Origin of the sequence: Haloarcula terrestris, assembly GCF_031624315.1 — an archaeon.
Classification (GTDB): Archaea; Halobacteriota; Halobacteria; order Halobacteriales; family Haloarculaceae; genus Haloarcula; species Haloarcula terrestris.
Genome location: NZ_JAMQOM010000004.1, coordinates 184,170 through 203,025, shown reverse-complemented (window position 1 = coordinate 203,025; position 18,856 = coordinate 184,170). Strand labels below are relative to the sequence as shown.

The 18,856-nt window shown below is 63.7% G+C and carries 17 protein-coding genes; 12 read left to right on the top strand and 5 right to left on the bottom strand.

Annotated elements, in window-relative coordinates; all coding sequences use genetic code 11:
- Window positions 1-8 precede the first annotated feature (8 nt).
- The gene (gene glmS / locus NDI54_RS11205) at window positions 9-1,799 is read right to left on the bottom strand and encodes a glutamine--fructose-6-phosphate transaminase (isomerizing) (protein ID WP_310896531.1); all 1,791 of its coding nucleotides are present in this window, start codon (window positions 1,797-1,799) and stop codon (window positions 9-11) included.
- Window positions 1,799-2,989 (bottom strand): bifunctional sugar-1-phosphate nucleotidylyltransferase/acetyltransferase, encoded by a 1,191-nt coding sequence (glmU, locus tag NDI54_RS11200; RefSeq protein ID WP_310896530.1) that lies wholly within the window; start codon window positions 2,987-2,989, stop codon window positions 1,799-1,801. Before glmU ends, glmS begins: the two co-directional genes overlap by 1 nt.
- A gap of 261 nt (window positions 2,990-3,250) precedes the next feature.
- Here glmU and NDI54_RS11195 point away from each other — a divergent pair, with 261 nt between their 5' ends.
- Together NDI54_RS11195 and NDI54_RS11190 are read left to right on the top strand one after the other, a co-directional pair.
- A complete protein-coding gene (locus NDI54_RS11195) occupies window positions 3,251-3,496 on the top strand; it encodes a UPF0175 family protein (protein WP_310896529.1) in 246 nt (81 codons plus the stop codon).
- Complete coding sequence (locus tag NDI54_RS11190; protein WP_310896528.1) at window positions 3,486-3,977, top strand: DUF3368 domain-containing protein; 492 nt, start codon at window positions 3,486-3,488, stop codon at window positions 3,975-3,977. Before NDI54_RS11195 ends, NDI54_RS11190 begins: the two co-directional genes overlap by 11 nt.
- Before the next feature lie 66 nt (window positions 3,978-4,043).
- On the opposite strand, the gene NDI54_RS11185 is transcribed toward NDI54_RS11190, so the two are convergent.
- Window positions 4,044-4,904 (bottom strand): CheF family chemotaxis protein, encoded by an 861-nt coding sequence (locus tag NDI54_RS11185; protein ID WP_310896526.1) that lies wholly within the window; start codon window positions 4,902-4,904, stop codon window positions 4,044-4,046.
- Window positions 4,905-5,071: 167 nt separating this feature from the next.
- On the opposite strand from NDI54_RS11185, the gene acs (NDI54_RS11180) reads away from it, so the two are divergent.
- The 8 genes from acs (NDI54_RS11180) (at window position 5,072) to NDI54_RS11145 (ending at window position 14,240) form a co-directional block, all read left to right on the top strand.
- A complete protein-coding gene (acs, locus tag NDI54_RS11180; RefSeq protein ID WP_310896525.1) occupies window positions 5,072-7,015 on the top strand; it encodes an acetate--CoA ligase in 1,944 nt (647 codons plus the stop codon).
- A gap of 140 nt (window positions 7,016-7,155) precedes the next feature.
- Entirely contained in the window at window positions 7,156-8,847 is a 1,692-nt protein-coding gene (locus tag NDI54_RS11175) for a bacterio-opsin activator domain-containing protein (protein WP_310896524.1), read from the top strand.
- 70 nt (window positions 8,848-8,917) lie between these two features.
- A complete protein-coding gene (gene acs, locus NDI54_RS11170) occupies window positions 8,918-10,912 on the top strand; it encodes an acetate--CoA ligase (RefSeq protein ID WP_310896523.1) in 1,995 nt (664 codons plus the stop codon).
- Between the two features lie 45 nt (window positions 10,913-10,957).
- Window positions 10,958-11,392, top strand: coding sequence for a DUF4212 domain-containing protein (locus NDI54_RS11165; RefSeq protein WP_310896522.1), 435 nt, complete (start codon window positions 10,958-10,960; stop codon window positions 11,390-11,392).
- 8 nt (window positions 11,393-11,400) lie between these two features.
- Entirely contained in the window at window positions 11,401-13,059 is a 1,659-nt protein-coding gene (locus NDI54_RS11160) for a sodium:solute symporter family transporter (protein WP_406600180.1), read from the top strand.
- 4 nt (window positions 13,060-13,063) lie between these two features.
- Window positions 13,064-13,537: a universal stress protein gene (locus NDI54_RS11155; RefSeq protein ID WP_310896520.1), complete on the top strand. Its 474-nt coding sequence runs from the start codon at window positions 13,064-13,066 to the stop codon at window positions 13,535-13,537.
- Window positions 13,538-13,589: 52 nt separating this feature from the next.
- Window positions 13,590-13,805 carry a hypothetical protein gene (locus NDI54_RS11150; RefSeq protein WP_014039456.1) on the top strand — a complete coding sequence of 72 codons (216 nt, stop codon included), beginning with the start codon at window positions 13,590-13,592 and terminating at the stop codon, window positions 13,803-13,805.
- 210 nt (window positions 13,806-14,015) lie between these two features.
- Window positions 14,016-14,240, top strand: a complete 225-nt coding sequence (locus NDI54_RS11145) for a hypothetical protein (RefSeq protein ID WP_310896519.1) — start codon at window positions 14,016-14,018, stop codon at window positions 14,238-14,240.
- 305 nt (window positions 14,241-14,545) lie between these two features.
- Here NDI54_RS11145 and NDI54_RS11140 read toward each other — a convergent pair whose 3' ends face one another.
- Both NDI54_RS11140 and NDI54_RS11135 read right to left on the bottom strand, forming a co-directional pair.
- The gene (locus tag NDI54_RS11140) at window positions 14,546-15,412 is read right to left on the bottom strand and encodes a CheF family chemotaxis protein (protein ID WP_310896518.1); all 867 of its coding nucleotides are present in this window, start codon (window positions 15,410-15,412) and stop codon (window positions 14,546-14,548) included.
- Between the two features lie 55 nt (window positions 15,413-15,467).
- On the bottom strand, window positions 15,468-16,280 hold the full coding sequence (locus NDI54_RS11135; RefSeq protein ID WP_310896517.1) for an undecaprenyl-diphosphate phosphatase: 813 nt from the start codon (window positions 16,278-16,280) through the stop codon (window positions 15,468-15,470).
- 89 nt (window positions 16,281-16,369) lie between these two features.
- Between NDI54_RS11135 and NDI54_RS11130 the strand changes: the two genes are divergently transcribed.
- Both NDI54_RS11130 and NDI54_RS11125 read left to right on the top strand, forming a co-directional pair.
- Window positions 16,370-17,479, top strand: a complete 1,110-nt coding sequence (locus tag NDI54_RS11130) for a mechanosensitive ion channel family protein (RefSeq protein WP_310896516.1) — start codon at window positions 16,370-16,372, stop codon at window positions 17,477-17,479.
- A gap of 84 nt (window positions 17,480-17,563) precedes the next feature.
- Window positions 17,564-18,841 carry a tRNA pseudouridine(54/55) synthase Pus10 gene (locus tag NDI54_RS11125; protein WP_310896515.1) on the top strand — a complete coding sequence of 426 codons (1,278 nt, stop codon included), beginning with the start codon at window positions 17,564-17,566 and terminating at the stop codon, window positions 18,839-18,841.
- The last annotated feature ends 15 nt before the right edge of the window (window positions 18,842-18,856 follow it).

Here is an 18,856-nt window from a genome sequence, read left to right as displayed (position 1 = left end):
CGCGGTGTTCACTCGACGGTCACACTTTTCGCCAGGTTGCGCGGCTTGTCGATATTCCGCCCCAGCAACGCGGCCGTGTGATACGACACTAACTGTAGATGCGTGTTCGCCAGCACAGCGGCGGCCCGCGGATGGGTTTCCGGAATCTCAAGCACGTGGTCGGCGTAGCGCTCAACGTCGCTTTGCCCGTCGGTAATCGCGACCACCGGTGCGTCCCGCGCCTCGACCTCTTTGACGTTTCCGATCGTCTTGCGGGCGCGCTCGTCGTCGCCGGTCACGATAGCGAACACGGGTGTGTTCTCGGTCACGAGCGCCAGTGGCCCGTGTTTCAGCTCGCCCGCGGCGAAGCCCTCGGCGTGCTTGTACGTGATCTCTTTCATCTTCAGTGCACCTTCGAGCGCCACGGGCTCCTGGTAGCCGCGGCCGATGAAGAAGTAGGCATTCGCGGCCTGATACAGTTCGGCCACCTCTTGGGCGGCGGATTCGTCGAGGATCTCCTGGACGTGACCAGGGAGGTCACGGAGCGCGCTGATAACCTGCCGAGCGTCACCAGTCGTGGATGTTCCGAGTGCAAGCAGGTTCAGTGCGGTTAGCTGCGAAGCGAACGTCTTCGTAGCGGCGACACCGATCTCCGGGCCAGCGCGGATGTACAGCGCGTGATCACATTCGCGGGCCGCGGTCGACCCAACGACGTTGGTTACGGCCAGCGTCCGCGCGCCGCGGCGACGAGCGGCTCGAAGTGCCGAAAGCGTGTCGGCGGTCTCGCCGCTCTGGGTGACGCCGACGACGAGCGCGTCGCCGATTGGCGGCGTCGCGGTCGCATATTCGCTGGCGAGGAACGCCTGCGCGGGGATACCCGCTTCACGGAACAATTGCGCGCCGTGCAGGGCTGCGTGATACGAGGTCCCACAGGCGACGAACTGGACGCCGGTCGGGGAGAGGTCACCGAGATCGCCGATGTCGACTGTTCCGGCGAGTTCGTCGACGCGGCCCCGCAAACACTGCCGGAGCGCGCGCGGTTGCTCGTGGATCTCCTTGAGCATGAAGTGTTCGTAGCCGCTCTTGCCGGTCTCCTCGGGGTCCCACTGGACAGTGTCGATGTCCTTCTCGATGACGGTGCCGTCGGTGTCGGTGACGGTCCAGCCGTCGCCGTTGAGCCGAGCGAACTCGCCGTCGGAGAGGTAGACGACCTTGTCGGTGAAGTCCCGGAAGGCGGGCACGTCGCTCGCGAGGTAGGTCGCGTCCTCGCCGATGCCCAGGACGAGCGGCGAGTCGTTGCGCGCGGCGAACACCGAGTCACAGCCGGCGATGACGACGGCGACGGCGTAGCTCCCGTCGAGGCGACTGATCGCCTCTCTGACGGCGTCTTCGGGATCAGCACCACCTTTCAGTGCGTCCTCGATGAGATGGGGGACGACCTCGGTGTCGGTGTCGGAGGTGAAGGTGTGGCCGGCCCCGACGAGTTCGTCCCGCAGGGACTGGTAGTTCTCGATGATGCCGTTGTGGACGACCGCGACATCCCCGGTGCAGTCCTGGTGTGGGTGAGCGTTCTCGTCGGTCGGCGGGCCGTGCGTGCTCCAGCGGGTGTGGCCAATGCCGACCGAACCCGAGAGCGTTCGGTCAGAGAGGGCCTCGCGCAGATCAGCGATTTTGCCGGAGTGTTTACACATGTCGATATGGCCGTTCGCCAGCGCGACACCGGCGGAGTCGTACCCGCGGTATTCCAGTTTCGAGAGGCCGTGAACGAGCGTATCGAGGGTCTCATCGCCGCGGCCAACACAACCGATGATACCGCACATCAGCGGACCACCTCCGCGCCTTCACGGACAGTCCCATCGACCGTCACGCCGGTAGCGAGTCGAGCATTGGGACCCACGAGCGATCCGGGGACGAAGCTCACGTCACCCAGCGCCGTGGCACGGTCCGCGATGACCGCGCCGAGCCGCTGGTTCTCGAACACCGTTGTCCCGACCTGTACGTCGGCCGGGCCGCCGGGGACGACCGTGTTGACGCCGAGGTTCGTGTCCTGACCCGTAACGGTGTCGACGAGGGTCGAACTCGGGTCGACACGCGTGTCCGCATCGAGCACGGAGTGCTGGACGACGCTGTTAGCCCCGACGGTGACGTTGCGCCCGAGCGCCACGTCCGGACCGATGACGGCGTCCGGCCCGATTTCACAGTCCGGCCCGATGACGACCGGTGACTGGAGGACGGCTTCGTCGTGGACGCGCGCGGAGCTGTCGACCCAGACCTGCTCGTCGCGGGCCGATTCGACGACCCGCCCTCGCGCCAGCACCTCGCGGGCGACTGTCAGCAGGTCCCACGGGTAGGTCGCGTCGACCCACATCCCGTCGACCTCAACGGCCCGAACGCGGTCGGACTCGATCAGGAGTTCGATGGTGTCAGTTAACGCCAGTTCGCCGGCGTGGCGCGTTGTCTCGTCAATAGCCTCGAAGATGTCACCGTTGAACGCATAGACGCCACCGTTGATGAGCCTGAAGTTGCCGTGTTGGGGCTTCTCGACGATGTCGACGATGTCGCCGTCGTGAACCTCGACCGCGCCGTAGCGACTGGTGTCCTGTCGTTCGAGAACAGCGATACTCGTGTGGCCGGTCTCCGCGTAGGAACTGTCTACCGCCTCGATAGTCGCCGCGTCGACGAGTCGATCACCGTTCATCACCAAAAGCGGGCCGTCGACAGCGTTTCGCGCTTGGAGGAGAGCGTGCCCGCTGCCCAGTTGTTTCGTCTGGCTCACGTAGGTGATCGGGACGCCGCGATAAGTCGGACCGAAGTGGCCCTTGACCCGGTCGCGCTTGTAGCCGACGACGACGACCAGTTTCTCGATGCCGGCCTCGACCAGCGCGTCGAAGACGTGTTCGAGGATCGGGCGGTTCGCAGCCGGCAACATGGGCTTTGGCCGGTTGCGCGTCAACGGCCGCAGGCGAGTCCCCTCACCCGCAGCGAGGACCACAGCCGTGTCGATGTGCATACCGGTAGGAAGCGGAGGAGGGGCTTCAATATGGCGGCCTTACTGAGATTGGGTACTCTATACTCTCTACGCATGTCCAGTTCTGGCGTGAAAACCGGACAGTCGAGACAGTTGTTACGCCAGACACGCATTCTCTCGCCCAGAGCGCCCAGATCCGGTCATCTATCCAAATAAAATCGTTTCCCACAGAATAATTTGGTGAAGACGGTGGACAAGCAGAACGTCCAAACACTCAATAATCGGGTTAACCAACACAGAAATATGGCCACAATCGAGATTGATGAGGAGGTGTACGAGGCGTTGCAAATCCCTGAAAAAGACCGATCCCAGACGATGAAACAAGAGTTGGCCGTTTCACTCTACGCCCAAGATGTTCTCTCGTTCGGCAAGGCACGTGCGTTAGCAGAACTGTCCAAACGAGAGTTCCACGAACTCCTCGGCGAGCGGGAAGTTCCACGTCATTATACCGAAGCTGAGCTTGCCGAAGACCTCGAATATGCCAAATAATGAGCTTGTAGTCTCGGATACCTCACCACTGCTGAATCTAGCACTTATTGATCAGTTTGCCTTGCTCAAATCGCAGTTTCTGAGTATCACGGTTCCCAATCAGGTTTGGGAGGAACTCACTGACGGCGAAAGAGGATTGGACGCACTTCGTGGACTGCGTACCGACGGGTTTCTCACAGTGGTTGAGGTGGAACGGTCGGACCTGTTCGTCGAAATCTTTCACGAACTAGATCTCGGTGAAACCGCCGCTATCTGTCACGCTATCCAGCAAGATGCCGACCTCATCCTTATAGATGAGAAAGACGGCCGAGAAGTTGCTCGCAGACATGACCTGACAGTGACAGGGGTCGTCGGAATACTACTTCGGGAAGCCAACGCTGGTAACATAGAGTTGAGACAAGAACTCGACTCCCTTCGAGAGGCCGGCTTCTGGATCTCTGACGAACTCTATTCGAGAATCCTCTCTGAAGCAGACGAATAATTGTTTTGCTAGTGCTATACCGCTCTTACAGAAGCCACCACTCGGTCCCAAAGGATCTCGAAATCCTCACTGCTCGCCCATCCGCTCCCCAGCGACCCGCCGCCCCTTCGTCGTCAGGTTCACTTCGGTCCGCTCCCGGAGGACGCTTATCACGTCGAGTTCGATCAGACGATCGAAGATTTCCTCGGTCTTTTCGACATCGATACCGACGAAGTTCGGGATGTCAAATGGCGACACGCCGGAGTGTAACGCCATGATGACACGCTTTTCGGTCGAACTCAGATCTAGATCAGCGCGGTTCTGTTCGGCGCTGTCTTCGAGCATTGTCTGGAGGACGGTGGCGTGGAACTCCTCGCCTGCGAGATGCGTTTCGACGCTGATGTCGTCCTCGCTGTGCTCGACCTGAATGACGGTTCGCTCCTCGCCGGAGACTTGCTTCTCCTCGACGGCGAGGTCGCCGATGTCGGCCCGTTCGATGATGACGGCCTGCCCGTCGGCCATCGCGAGTTTCAGCGCCTCATCGGTCACTTTCAGCCGCCCTTTGGTCCACTCAGCGGACTGGACGACACCGCCTTTCAGTGCGGGGTGCTGGACCAGCACTATCGCGCCGTCGAGACTCGCTCGGTAGAAATCGATCTCGAACGTCTCGTGGTCCGACGCCGAAACCAGGACAACGTCCTCGCCGATGTAGAGTGCAATGTAGTCCGAGACGCCGGCGCTCTGTTGGTTCACGTCGAATCGGTCGGCGATACGGTCGATATCAGTGAGTGAAATCTGTCGCTTATTGTCGCCAAGCAGGGCGACCCGCTCGGTGGTGAGGACGATACGACAGTTTCGCCACTCGGCGTCGGTGAGCCGCTGGCCCTGTGAGACCGCCTGTAGGTACTGCCCCTTCGTATCGGCGATCTTCTTTTCGGTGTCGCTCATGCCCCGTGCCGGCCTCTCGTACACCTGTTGACCACAGCACTCAATATAAGTTCCGTCGCCAATGTCGAAAGTGAGAACGGCCGGCCGTGTCGTCGCTGAGTCACTTGGGGCAAAATCATACATAATTAGAGAGGAGGTTTTTGAGTGCGCCGATGTATTGTCAATTGATGGCACAGGGTGACGGACCGGGTCGGGACCAGCCCTACACGGAGCGAGCGACGGTCGAACCGCCGGACTGGTTCGTCGAACAGGCGAACGTGACGGACCCGGCTGTCTATGACCGCTTCGAACGGGAATGGCCCGATTGCTGGCGCGACGCCGCTGAGTTGCTCGACTGGGAGACGCCCTTCGAAGCAGTATTTCGGGGAACGGACGGCCCGCCCTTCGAGTGGTTCCCCGGCGGCCGGTTAAACGCCGCCTACAACTGCATCGACCGGCACCTCCCTGAGCGGAAGAACCAACTCGCGCTGGTCTGGGAGGGGCATCTCGGCGAGTCCCGAACTTACACCTATCTCGAACTGTACCGGGAAGTCAACGCCTTCGCCGCGGCGCTGCGCGAGCGCGGCGTCGGGCCGGACGACGTGGTGACGCTGTACCTGCCGATGGTTCCTGAACTCCCGGTCGCCATGCTGGCCTGTGCGCGGCTGGGCGTGCAACACAATGTCGTTTTCGCTGGGTTCTCCGCGGACGCGCTGGCGACGCGGATGGAGCGGGCCGACTCGGCGTATCTCATCACCTGCGATGGCTACTACCGACGGGGCAGCGCCGTTGCACAGAAGAACAAGGCCGATAACGCGCGCATCGCCGTCGACCACGAGGTGTCTGTTGTCGTGCTTGATCGACTGGGCCGCGACGTGCATTTAGGCGACGACTACGACGACTACCACGACCTGCTTGCGGCCCACGAAGGGGCCGAAATCGAGCCGGTCCCACGCGCGGCTGACGACCCGCTCTTTCGCATCTATACGTCGGGGACGACCGGCCAGCCCAAGGCCGTCACACACACGACCGGCGGGTATCTCGCACACGTCGCCTGGACCGCCCGGTCGGTGCTCGACATCAAGCCCGAGGACACCTACTGGTGTTCGGCCGACATCGGCTGGATCACCGGCCACTCCTACATCGTCTACGGCCCGCTCGCGCTCGGGACGACGACGGTACTGTACAACGGCACGGCGGACCATCCCGAGAAAGACCGGCTGTGGGAACTCATCGAGAAGTACGCTGTCGACGTGTTCTACACCGCACCAACAGCCGTTCGGGCGTTCATGAAATGGGGCGAGGAGTACCCCCAGAAGCACGACCTCTCTAGTTTGCGCCTGCTCGGCACGGTTGGCGAACCGATGGACGCCCGCGCCTGGGAGTGGTATCGCGAACACATCGGCGGCGGCGAGTGCCCGGTCGTCGACACCTGGTGGCAAACCGAGACCGGCGCGATCCTCGTCTCCACGCTGCCCGGCATCGACGAGATGAAACCCGGGGCCGCGGGAACGCCGCTACCGGGGATCGAAGCGTCCGTCGTGGACCGGTCGGGGACGGCGGTCGAAGCGAATACGGCCGGCGAACTCGTCGTGACCCGCCCCTGGCCGGGGATGCCGCGCGCGCTCCTTGACGGAACGAACTGGGGCAGCATATCTGACAGTGCCGAGAAATGGCGATACTACCCCGAAGACAGCGTCTCGGCCGACGAGGACGGCTATATCACGTTCCTCGGACGGATCGACGACGCGATCAACGTCGCCGGCCGGCGGTTCAGCACCAAGGAACTGGAGTCGACAGTCGCCGGTGTCGATGGTGTCGCTGAAGCTGCCGTCGTCGGTGCCGACGACGAGAGGACCGGCACGGCGGTGTACGCCTTCGCGTCCCCGGAAGACGGCTACGCCGAGAGCGAACTCCGGGACGCAATCGAAGACGCCGTCGTCGATGCCATCGGCGGCATCGCCCGCCCCAAGAAGATCGTGTTCACGCCTGACCTCCCGAAGACGCGCTCGGGCAAAGTTATGCGCCGTCTGCTGACGGCGGTGGCAAACGATGAGGACCTGGGCGACACCAGTGCGCTGCGCAATCCCGAAATTCTCGGCGAGATCCAGTCGACGACGAGGACAAAATAGTTATTTCGTTTTTCTCTTTGATTGCGAAATGGTTTCGGAGTGTTTCTCTCTTTAGGGACTGTTTTATCATTCGCTTCGTCCCTGATACCATTACGTGACCGGAATACTTATTTCGGTATTCTATTAATTTCCGAAATAAGATGGACGAGACAGCGAACCGGATCGGTGAGCGGGGGTACGAACAGCTCCGTCGCGCGGCCGAGACACACCGGGCCGATCTCGTACTCCGGCTTGGCGCGGAGGTCGGGCTCCGCCCGGCGGAGATGACGGCCGTCCGGTTGGCTGATATCACCGAGTTCGAGGGGCACCTCCTGCTTTCCGTTCGGGATGACGGCGAAGTTGTACGCGAGGCGTACCTCCCGGCGTCAGTCGAACACGACATGCGGAAATACGCGAACGCGGCCGGGAACGCAGACGACGAGCCGCTGTTTGCCGTCTCCCCACGGCGGCTCCAGATGCTCGTTAGCGAGGTCGCCGACCGCGCCGCAGACACCGCGCCGCACCTGGAAGGGGTCTCCTCGCGCGACCTCCGGTGGCGGTTCGCAGCGAGCCTGCTGGACGACGGTGTGTCGCCGGACATCGTCTGTGCGCTCGGTGGCTGGGACCGCCTTGACCGGCTCGGCCCGCTACTCGACGAACCGGACCGAGAAACCATCGTCACGGCCATCGACGGACCCGACGAGCGGGCGACGCCGGGCGGGACCCGCGAGAGCATCGACTGGATCGGGGCAATCAGCGAGGGGCTTGCGGCCGCCGCGACCGGGGAGGCCATCGCGGCGACCGTCTGTGACCACCTGACCGAGACAGCGGGCTTCGAATTCGCCTGGCTCGCCGAACGCACCGGCGATGGACTGACACCCCGTGCGACGGCAGAGATCGGCGAGACAGCTGTCGAGCAACAGATCGACGCCCACATCGAGTCGTTCGGGTCCGCGCTCGACGTAGGCGATATCCGGGTTGTCGACGACAGCACCGGACCGGTCGCGCTGATCCCACTCGTCAGGGAAAACGCCGTGTCCGGCGTCATCGGAGTCGGCACAGACGAGGGACTCACCGACGCGGAACGTACCCTCTTCGCAGCGCTCGGCGTCCAGGTCGGCCATGCACAGGTCGCGGCCGAGCGAAAGCGTCTCCTGCTTGCCGACACAGTGACCGAGATCGAGTTTCACTGTGCGGACGAACGGACCTTTACTGCCGGCGTCTCCGCGGCATTGCAGTGTACGGTCGAACTGTCCGGCGTCGTTCCCGTTGCCGGCCAGTCGCTGCTGTACTACCTGACGGTCGAGGGAGCTTCGGCCGACTCGATCCTGTCCTATGCGGACACCGACGACGGTGTGACCGATGCCAGACTCCTCGAAGAGCACAGCGACGGCGCGCTGTTGGAGGTCGTCGTCACCGACACGCCGGCGCTCACACTGGTCGAGCGCGGCGGTCGCATCCGTTCGGTGACAGCCGCCGACGGCGTGGCGACTATCGCCGTCGAACTCCCCGGGAAAGTCGACATCAGACCGACCGTCAGCGAAATCACCGATGCCTACCCGGAAACCTCCTTAGCAGCGAAACGGGAGACAGAACGCCCAGCCGAGACAGAGACAGGGTTCCGCGACCGGTTGAGCGATCAGCTCTCGGAGCAACAGGAGACCGTCCTCCGGGCAGCCTACCACAGCGGCTACTTCGAGTGGCCCCGCGGGTCGACCGCCGAGGAGTTAGCGGACTCGCTAGACGTGTCGTCGCCGACGCTACACAACCACCTCAGGAAAGCCCAACAGAAGGTACTGACCGCGTTTTTCGACGACAGACCGACAGAGCGCCGGCGACCGGTCGACAACTGACCCTATGTTTCGTGTTATCGTAGTTAGACCCCCTGTTTATATGGCCGCTATGAAATATTGATGATAGACTATGTCAGATGAAGATGTTCAACTCGAAGCGCGGCTCGAAGAACAGGAGGTCTTCGAGCCCTCGGCGTCGTTCGCCGAGCAGGCGAACCTCACTGACGAGGGTATCTACGAGGAGTTCGAGGAGAATTGGCCGGAGTGTTGGGAAGGAGCCGCCGACCTCCTCGACTGGGAGGAGGACTACGACCAGGTACTCGACGACTCGAACCCGCCGTTCTACGAGTGGTTCACCGACGGGACACTGAACGCGTCGGCGAACTGTCTGGATCGACACCTGGCGGAGCGCGGCGACGAGGCCGCTATCGAGTGGGTCGGGGAACCGGTCGAGGAAGACAACATCACCTACACCTACGAGGAACTCCACCAGAAGGTCAACGAGTTCGCGGCCGGCCTGCGGGAGATGGGCGTCGGCGAAGGCGATGTCGTCACGATGTACATGCCGATGATCCCGCAGCTCCCGATTGCGATGCTGGCCTGCGCTCGCATCGGTGCCCCTCACTCCGTCGTGTTCGCCGGCTTCTCTGCGGACGCGCTGGCGACACGGATGAACTCCGCCGACTCGGAGTATCTGGTCACCTGTGACGGCTACTACCGCCGCGGGGACCCACTCGACCACCTCGACAAAGCCAACGAGGGCCTGAGCGGTGTCGACCACGAGGTCGAACGCGCCATCGTCGCCGAGCGGCTGATGGACGGCGACGGCTTCGACCACGACTACGCGGATAACCAGGTCGCCTTCGAGGACATCATCGCCGACAACGAGGGTGCGACGGTCGAGCCGGTCGACCGCGACGCCGAGGACATGCTGTTCTTGATGTACACCTCCGGAACGACCGGAAAGCCGAAAGGTGTCAAACACTCCACCGGGGGCTACCTCGCCTGGGCAGCCTGGACCTCGCAAGCGGTACTGGACATCAAACCCGAAGATACGTACTTCTGCTCGGCCGACATCGGCTGGATCACCGGCCACTCCTACATCGTCTACGGCCCGCTCGCGCTCGGGACGACGACGATGATGTACGAGGGGACGCCGGACTACCCCGACAAGGACCGCCTCTGGGACATCGTCGAGGAATACGAGGCCGACCAGCTCTACACCGCGCCGACGGCCATCCGCGCGTTCATGAAGTGGGGCAAGGAGTACCCCGAGCAGCACGACCTCTCCAGCCTGCGCCTGCTGGGCACCGTCGGCGAGCCGATCAACCCCCGCGCCTGGAAGTGGTACTACAAGCACATCGGGGGTGAGGAGTGCCCCGTCGTCGACACCTGGTGGCAGACTGAGACCGGTGGCATGATGATAACGACACTGCCCGGCGTCAAAGACATGAAACCCGGGTCAGCCGGCCCGCCACTGCCGGGCAACGACGTACGTATCGTCGACACCGAGGGCGAGGAAGTACAGCCCGGCCGCGCCGGCTACCTGACGGTCAACAAACCGTGGCCCGGCATGCTCCGGACGCTGTACAAGAACGACGAGCGGTTCATCGACGAGTACTGGGCCGAGTACTCTGACACCGACAGCGACGACCCCGACGACTGGGTGTACTTCCCCGAAGACGGGGCGAAGATCGACGAGGACGGCTACATCACCGTCCTGGGCCGCGTCGACGACGTGATCAACGTCTCCGGCCACCGCCTCGGAACGATGGAGATCGAAAGCGCCATCGTCGGCGTCGAGGGCGTCGCCGAAGCCGCCGTCGTCGGTGGAGACCACGACATCAAAGGCGAGGCAGTGTACGCCTACGTCATCACCGAGGATGGCTACGAGGAGACCGAGGAACTGCGCAGTGCGATTATCGAGGGCGTCGAGGACGCTATCGGACCGATTGCCCGACCGGAAGCCGTCATCTTCACACCGGAACTCCCGAAGACCCGCTCCGGGAAGATCATGCGCCGCCTGCTGGAAGACATCGCCAACGGCGAGGAGCTGGGCGATACGAGCACCCTTCGAAACCCTGAGGTTGTCAGTGATATCGCGACCAAAGTCCAGGGTGACTGAGCCGTAGCAGCGAACAGTACCACGAATTTTCAAGCATTCAAACCTATGTCAAGAGACACGCCCGCGGACCGGAAAGAGTCAAATATCCAACCAGACGGCGGCACGGAAGCCGCTCACGAAGACATCGACTACCTCGACAGGGAGGTGAACCTGTTACGGCCGAGCACGCCGTTCATGCGCGACCACCTGAAGATCATCTGGAGTAGTTTCGTGCTCTGGGCGCTGGTCGTGTTCGGGCCAGTGACGATGACCGCTATTGCGCCGGAGATGATGACCGTGCAGACGCCCCTATTCGGCTTCCCCCTGCACTACTTCCTCGTCTCGCTGGGCGCGCCGACGGGTGCGCTCATCCTGGCGGTCGTCTACACGCGCTACCGGGACCGGCTCGATCAGAAGTACGGAATAGAGCCCGATTCCGTCGAGAACGCGGCTCCCGAGGGTAGCGAAGCGACGGCCGCTGACGGAGGTGTCGAGCAGTGACGGTCCCAATGCAGGCCGAGGCGCTGGACATCTCGTTCAAACTCGTCCCGGCGATCATCGTCTTCCTGATGATGGCCTCGTTCCTCGTCATCGGCTACGTGTTCAAGGTGGCCGACACCGAGGGGATGTGGGTTGCCGGCCGCGGCATCGGGAACATCGAGAACGGGATGGCTATCGGCGCGAACTGGATGTCCGCCGCGTCGTATCTGGGGCTGGCCGGCCTGGTCGCGCTCTCGGGCTTTTACGGCCTGGCGTTCATCGTCGGCTGGACGACTGGCTACTTCATCCTGCTCATCTTCCTGGCCGCTCAGATGCGGCGGTTCGGGAAATACACCGCGCCGGACTTCGTCGGTGACCGGTTCAACTCGCCGACCGCCCGCGCGCTGGCCGCGTTCACGACGCTGCTCATCGCGTACGTCTACTCCGTCGGGCAGGCCCGTGGCATGGGACTGGTCGGCCAGTACGTCTTCGGACTGGATATCATCCCAATGATTATCGTGATGATGACGATCACCGTCGGCTACCTCGCGCTCTCGGGGATGCTGGGCGCGACCAAGAACATGGCCGTCCAGTACACGATCCTCATCGTCGCGTTCCTCGCGGGCGTGTACGTCGTCGGCTTCTCACAGGGGTACTCGACGATACTCCCGCAGGTCGAGTACGGCGCACTGATCGCCGACCTCGGCCGCGAGTTCTCCGCGCCGTTCGTGAACCAGCCGTTCTACCTCTGGATCGCGACAGCGTTCTCGCTCATCGTCGGGACCTGCGGCCTCCCGCACGTCCTCGTCCGGTTCTACACGGTTAGAAGCGAGCGCGTCGCCCGCTGGTCCTGCGTGTGGGGGCTGTTCTTCATCCTCCTGCTGTACTGGGCGTCGCCCGCAATGGCGGCCTTCGGCGTCGACCTCTTCGAAGCAACGACGGGTGCGAGCGCCTACGCCGCGGAAGGCGGTATGTCCGGCGCGGAGGGTGACGTGATCGTCGTCCTCGCCGCACAGTTCGCCAACCTTCCGACGTGGTTCGTCGGCCTCGTCGCCGCCGGTGCGATGGCCGCCGCCATCGCAACGACTGCCGGGCTGTTCATCACGGCCTCCTCCGCGGTCGCACACGACATCTACACTGAACTGATCAACCCCGAGGCGACCCAGCGCCAGCAGGTGCTCATCGGCCGCGCGACGATCATCGGGATGGGCGCGCTAGTGACGGTGACCGCGTTCAACCCGCCGGCGCTCATCGGCGAACTGGTCGCCTACGCGTTCTCGCTGGCCGGCGTCGTGCTGTTCCCGATGTTCTTCCTGGGCCTCTGGTGGGAGAACACGAACCGCCAGGGCGCACTGGCCGGGATGGTGCTCGGCCTGCTTATCTGGATCACCTCGATTATCAACAGCGTCCTGCCGAACTACATCGGCGCGCTCGGCGCAGCTACTGGTGAAAGCGGCGCGCTCGTCCCGATATACTCCCAGTACGTCCCGCCAATCGGCGCTGCGCTGATCGGGACGCCAGTCGTGTTCATCGTCACCATCGCCGTCTCGCTGGCGACGCCCGAACCACCACTGGAGACCAAGAAGATGGTTCGACAGTGTCACAGCCCCGAACCGATGGGGCAACAGGAGACCGCCGCAGACGTTGTCGGCGACAGCACCAGTGGCGGCACTCCCGCAGACGATTAAACCCATGTACGACAACATCCTCGTTCCGACCGACGGCAGCGACACCGCCGAAAACGCGGTCGATCAGGCGGTCGACATCGCCTCGAAGTACGGCGCAACGGTTCACGCGCTGTACGTCGTCGATGTCGACGCCACCAGCTACTCGCTGGGCACCGAGCAGGTCGACCGCATCCGCCAGGGGAACCTGGAGGAGATGACCGATATAAAGGAAGACGCCGACGAAGCCACCGGCTACGTCCGCGACCGTGCCGCCGAACACGGCATCGAAGTAAAAGAGCACATTACCGCCGGCGAGCCGGCCCGCGCGATTCGGAAGTTCGTTGAGGACAACGACATCGACCTCGTCGTGATGGGGTCTCACGGCCGCTCGGGCCTCAAACGCGTCATCCTCGGCAGCGTCACGGAGAAAGTACTGCGACGGACCCGGCTGCCGGTGCTCGTCGTCGACGTGCACGGCGAAACCGCCATCGACGAGTGACTAGCATGGAACTGAACCGACCACAACTGCCACGGACGACGCGGGGCCGACGATGAGCGTCGTCGACACCCTCCGCGATCACGTGCGCGACCACAAGCGGGGCATGTTCGTCGACCTCGTGTTCGCCATCGCCTGGGTGACCGCCGTGAGTGTCATCTTCGACCTGCTGTCGGCTCCCCAGTGGGTCTATTACCTGACGCTGGCCGGCGGCGTCGTCGCGTACTACGGCTTCTTCTGGTCGCTGGAGCTGGCGATGGAACAGCAGTAGGTCGGAATCAGTTTTTCGCGGCGTAAATTCGCCCCTAGCTTGCGTTACCCATGTGAAAAATACACATACTGTGGCCCAACTACCGGCACACCTGTGCTATCCAAGCACCCCTCTATGCTCAAGCCCGGCGAATTTCGGCTCCGCCGGTAGTAATAAGACAATGTAGATCCATTGACTTGTTCGACGGCAGCGGACGCTGTGGAACCAGCAATGATATACGAAAGTTCGACGGGAGAGTACTACAGTGGTCTCGACATCTGGATGCGCTTCGAATCGGGGCTCTGGGAACCACACGACTGGAGCCAGGAAACGGGACAGGAGTGGGTCCAGACTGAGGCGGGCGAAGTCCTCACCCTGACGCCGATCCCGGAGTCCGAACTCCCCGATGGGCTGTCGGTGACGGAGGCTGCGGACGTTGACTACCTGGGTGAGTGACCGACAGGGAGACGCGAGCGGCCCACGAGTCCGCCTGGGTCACACCGCAAACGATCCCCGCTTGCGGGCAATGTGGGCCACACTGGACGTGCCGTTCGGCCGTCCTCCTACGGCCCCGGGCGACGCGCGGTCCCCGCCTGTTTTTTGTAGGGGCCGTGTAAGACGAGGGGCAATCAGCGACGCGTAGCGCCGCCCTACTTCTCGCGGGTCGCGTTGCTCCCCGCTCGCTTCGAGGGCCGCTCACTACGTTCGCGCCCCTCGCTACTCACGGCTTCGCCGTTCGTTCTGTGGCGCGGAGCGCCTCTCTATTTCTCACTCATCGCTTCACTCGCCATATTCCGCCCTTGCGCGTTCAGCGCAACTTCGGTGCGGACCCGAACCTCATCGACCGCACCGATCTCAAGGAGTCGCTGATAGATCTCTTCGACCTCGTCGGGGCTGGTCCCGACGAAATCAGACATCTCGAAGGGGGAAACGCCGGAGTACAGTGCCATCAACACCTGGCTCTCCATCTCCGAGAGCTCGTAATCGTCCTCGCGGCCCTCGATGACGCGGGTAAACAGCGTCTTTAGCGCCCGGGTGTGGTGGTCCATCCCCGAGATGTGGGTTTCGACGCTGCGGTCCTCGTCGTCGGTGTGTTCGACCTCGATGACCTCCCGCTCCTGGCCCATCACGGTACTGGTCCCGGTTTCGATGGTCCCGACATCCTCGATCTCGAAGGACATGCTCTTGCCACCGGGGAACTGGAGGCGGATGACATCGTCATCCAGTTGAAACCGTGCCTTGCTCCACTCGGCGTCCTCCTGGACGACGCCGCCGACGACCGCCTGCTGGCGCGCGAGGATGACCTCGCCCTGCAGCGTCGCGCGAACGTATTCCGTCTCGAAGTCGTCCATATTCGGTGTGTCGACGAGAAGGACGTTGTTGCCAACCTCCAGTGCGGTCGCACCGCCGGTCCCGCCGTCGGGAACCAGATCGTCAGGGTTGGACGGCAGAGAGATATTTGAATGCGGGATCGGCTGTTTCGAGCCGTTCGTCGCCAGAATAAGCCGCTTGTTGGTGACGATAAGCCGGCAGGACTGCCATTTCGGATCGGCCACGGGGTCGCCGTCGCGGACGACGTACTGGAAGTCCCCCGATGTGTCGACTAGCTTGCGTTCGTCACCACTCATAGCCGCTGGTACTACTGATTTGACGCCGAAGGATAAATAAGTTCCAGCACCGCTCTCACAGCGCGACGAGCAGGCCGCCCACGACACCAAAGCCACCAAACACCGTACAGACCGCCCAGAACGGGACCTGCCGCACCAGCCGGACCAGCGCGCCGACGGTGAGGTAGCCGACGATGGCGCTCACGACGAGTGCGACGACGGCCGGCAACGGATCGATTGCGGGGACACCGTCGTCGACGAGAACCAGTACGTTCGCGGCGAGTGCGGCCGGAATCGACAGCAGAAACGAGAGCCGAAGCGACGACTCGCCCTCGTGGCCCCGGAGCAGCAGGGCACTCACCGTCGTCCCGGACCGAGAGACACCGGGGAGAATAGCCAGTCCCTGCAGCACGCCCACCAGCACAGCGTCGAGCCCGTCCGGAACCTCGCGCTCGCCCAGCGACAGCGCCGCGGCGAACCGCTGGAGCAGGCCGGTGATGACGAGCAGGCCACCGACCAGCGCCAGAAACAGTCCGCCCTCAAGATTTGAGACAGCCGCGTCGAGCACCAGATACGCCGGCAGGCCGGTGACGGCCGTCGCCAGCGTCGCGATGACGATAAACGAGAGGTCCGCCGTCTCGTCGGCGAACGGGCGGCGTGAGAGGTCCCGAATAGACTGCAGAATCGTCCGGACCTCGGTGCGGTAGTAGGCCGTCGCCGCGACAGCGGTCCCTGCGTGGAGGAAGAGCGCGAGGCGGGTCGCGGCGGCGGGCGAGACGCCGGTGACAACCGTCGAGGCGAGCGCGACGCCGCCCTCGCTGGAGACCGGAATCCACTCCAATACCCCTTGCAGCAGGCCCAGCAGAATAGCGACGAGAATCGGGTTCATACCCACGGAGCGGACGCCGCGGGACAAAGGCCGTTCGGTTCGTGCCGTCGACGTGGCAGTATATATACCGCCGGTGTCCAAGCGGGGGTATGCAACTGGGAAGCGGGGTGGTCGACCTGCTGTCGGGGCTGCCGGCCTGGCAAGGGTTTCTGGTGCTCGTCGGCAGTGGAGTCGCGCTCGCGCTGGTCATCCGTGTCCTGGGCGACCGACTGCTCAAGCGGATAACACCCCACATCGAGGGCGAAATCGACGATATCGTCTTCCGAGGCGTTCACACTGCCGTGTACGTCTCGGTCGGTCTCGGCGGCGCGTACGCCGGCGCGCAGGTGTACGACATCCGGCCGGCGGTCGCTGTCTCACTTGAGGCCGGGACGCTCTCGCTGATCGTCGTCGTCTGGATGGTGACGCTGCTGCGCATCGGCCGCCGGGCGTCGAGCATGGCCACGGATTCGGCGTACATCGACCGCCAGATGGTTCCCATCCTCCAGAACGTCTGGAGCGCGCTCGTCTCCGGCGGGGGCATCCTGCTCCTGCTGGTCCTCTGGGACATCGACGTGACACCGCTGCTGGCCTCGGCAGGGATTATGGGCATCATCGTCGGCTTGGCGGCCCGGGACACACTGGCGAACTTCTTCGGCTCGCTGTCGCTGTATCTCGACGGGACGTACGCGGTCGGCGATTTCGTCGTCCTCGAAACCGGCGAACGCGGCCGCGTCGAGGATATCTCCGTGCGCTCGACGGTCATCCGCACCCGCGACGACATCCTCGTCACCGTCCCGAACTCGAAGCTCAACAACGCCGCCATCGTCAACGAGTCGACGCCGAGACGCAAGCGCCGGATTCGAGTCCCCATCGGCGTCGCCTACGGAACGGACATCGACCATGTCGAGGAGATTCTGCTGGAACTGGCCGCGGCCGAAGACCTCGTTCAGGACCGCCCCAGCCCGCGGGTCCGCTTCCGAGAGTTCGGCGACTCCGCGCTGAACTTCGAGCTGCTGTGCTGGGTCGGCAACCCCGCACTGACCGCCCGCACGACCCACGAACTCAACAGCGCGATCTACAAGCGGTTCCAGGCCGAGGGCGTCGAAATCCCGTTCCCCCAGCGGTCCGTCTCAATCTCGGCCGAAGAGATCCCGGGCGAACTGTTCGACCAATCGCCGTCGAGCGGCGTGGCCGACGGCGGCGTGACCGACGGGTGAGGGGGAGCAGGGTCGCAGGTCCGCTTGGCCTGCGCGACCAAGAGGTCGAAACGCAGTTACGGGGGCGACGCGTCGGCTCAGGCAATGAGCATACTTGAGGACGCCCGTGCGGCGCTTGCGACCGGGCCGCTGTGTGATTCCTGTCTCGGCAGACTCTTCGCCGACCGGAGTTTCGGGCTGGCCAACGCCGAACGGGGTCACGCCCTGCGGGTGACGCTCGCGCTGGCAGACGACGACCCCTTCGAGGAGAGCGAGGACTGCTGGGTCTGCGAAGGCGAGTGTGACCGCTTCGACTGGTGGGCCGAACAGGCCGCAACCGCGGTCCGGGGCTACGACTTTGACACCTACCAGGTCGGGACGAAAGTGCCGCCGCTGCTCGAAGAGAACGACGAACTGCTCCGGGAGGACGTGGGCCTCGAGCCCGACGCCGGCGAGGCACTCAAGACCGAACTCAACCGCGAGGTCGGCAAGCGGATCGGCGACCTGACCGGCGCGGAAGTGGAGTTCGGCCGACCGGCAGTCCAACTCACGCTCGACCTCGCCACGGACGAGGTAGAGACCCACGTCAACTCCGCGTTCGTCTACGGCCGCTACCGCAAACTCGAACGGGACATCCCCCAGACGAAGTGGCCCTGCAACGACTGCAACGGGACCGGGCTGTGGCAGGGCGAACCCTGTGACGGCTGTGGCGGCAGCGGCTACCGCTACGACGAGAGCGTCGAGCAACTGTCCGCGCCAGTCGTGCAGGAAGCGATGGACGGCGAGGAGGCGGTGTTCCACGGCGCTGGCCGCGAGGACGTGGATGCCCGAATGCTCGATTCGGGCCGCCCGTTCGTCATCGAGGTGATGGAACCGCGCAAGCGAGACGTTGACACCGGGGAGCTCGAAGCCGACATCAACGCCTTCGCCGACGGGAAAGTCGAGGTGACGGACCTCCACCTGGCGACCCACGAGATGGTCGAGCGCGTCAAGGAACTGGACGCTTCCAAGACCTACCGCATGGACGTTGAATTCGGCGCGCCGGTCGACGCCGACGCTCTGCAGGACGCACTGGCCGAACTGGACGGCGCGACAATCGAGCAGGAGACGCCCCAGCGGGTCACCCACCGCCGGGCCGACATCACCCGGACGCGGACGGTGTACGACGCCGCGGGCGAACTGACCGACGACCGCCACGCCGAACTCCGCATCCACGGTGAGGGCGGGCTGTACGTGAAGGAACTCGTCTCCAGCGACGAGGGCCGCACGAAACCGAGCCTGGCCGGCCTGCTCGATACCGATGCCGTGGTGACAGCCCTCGACGTAATCGACGTACAGGGCGAGGACGAACCGTTCGCGAAAGACGAGTTCCTCAAGGAGTAGCGCGGGACCGCCGTC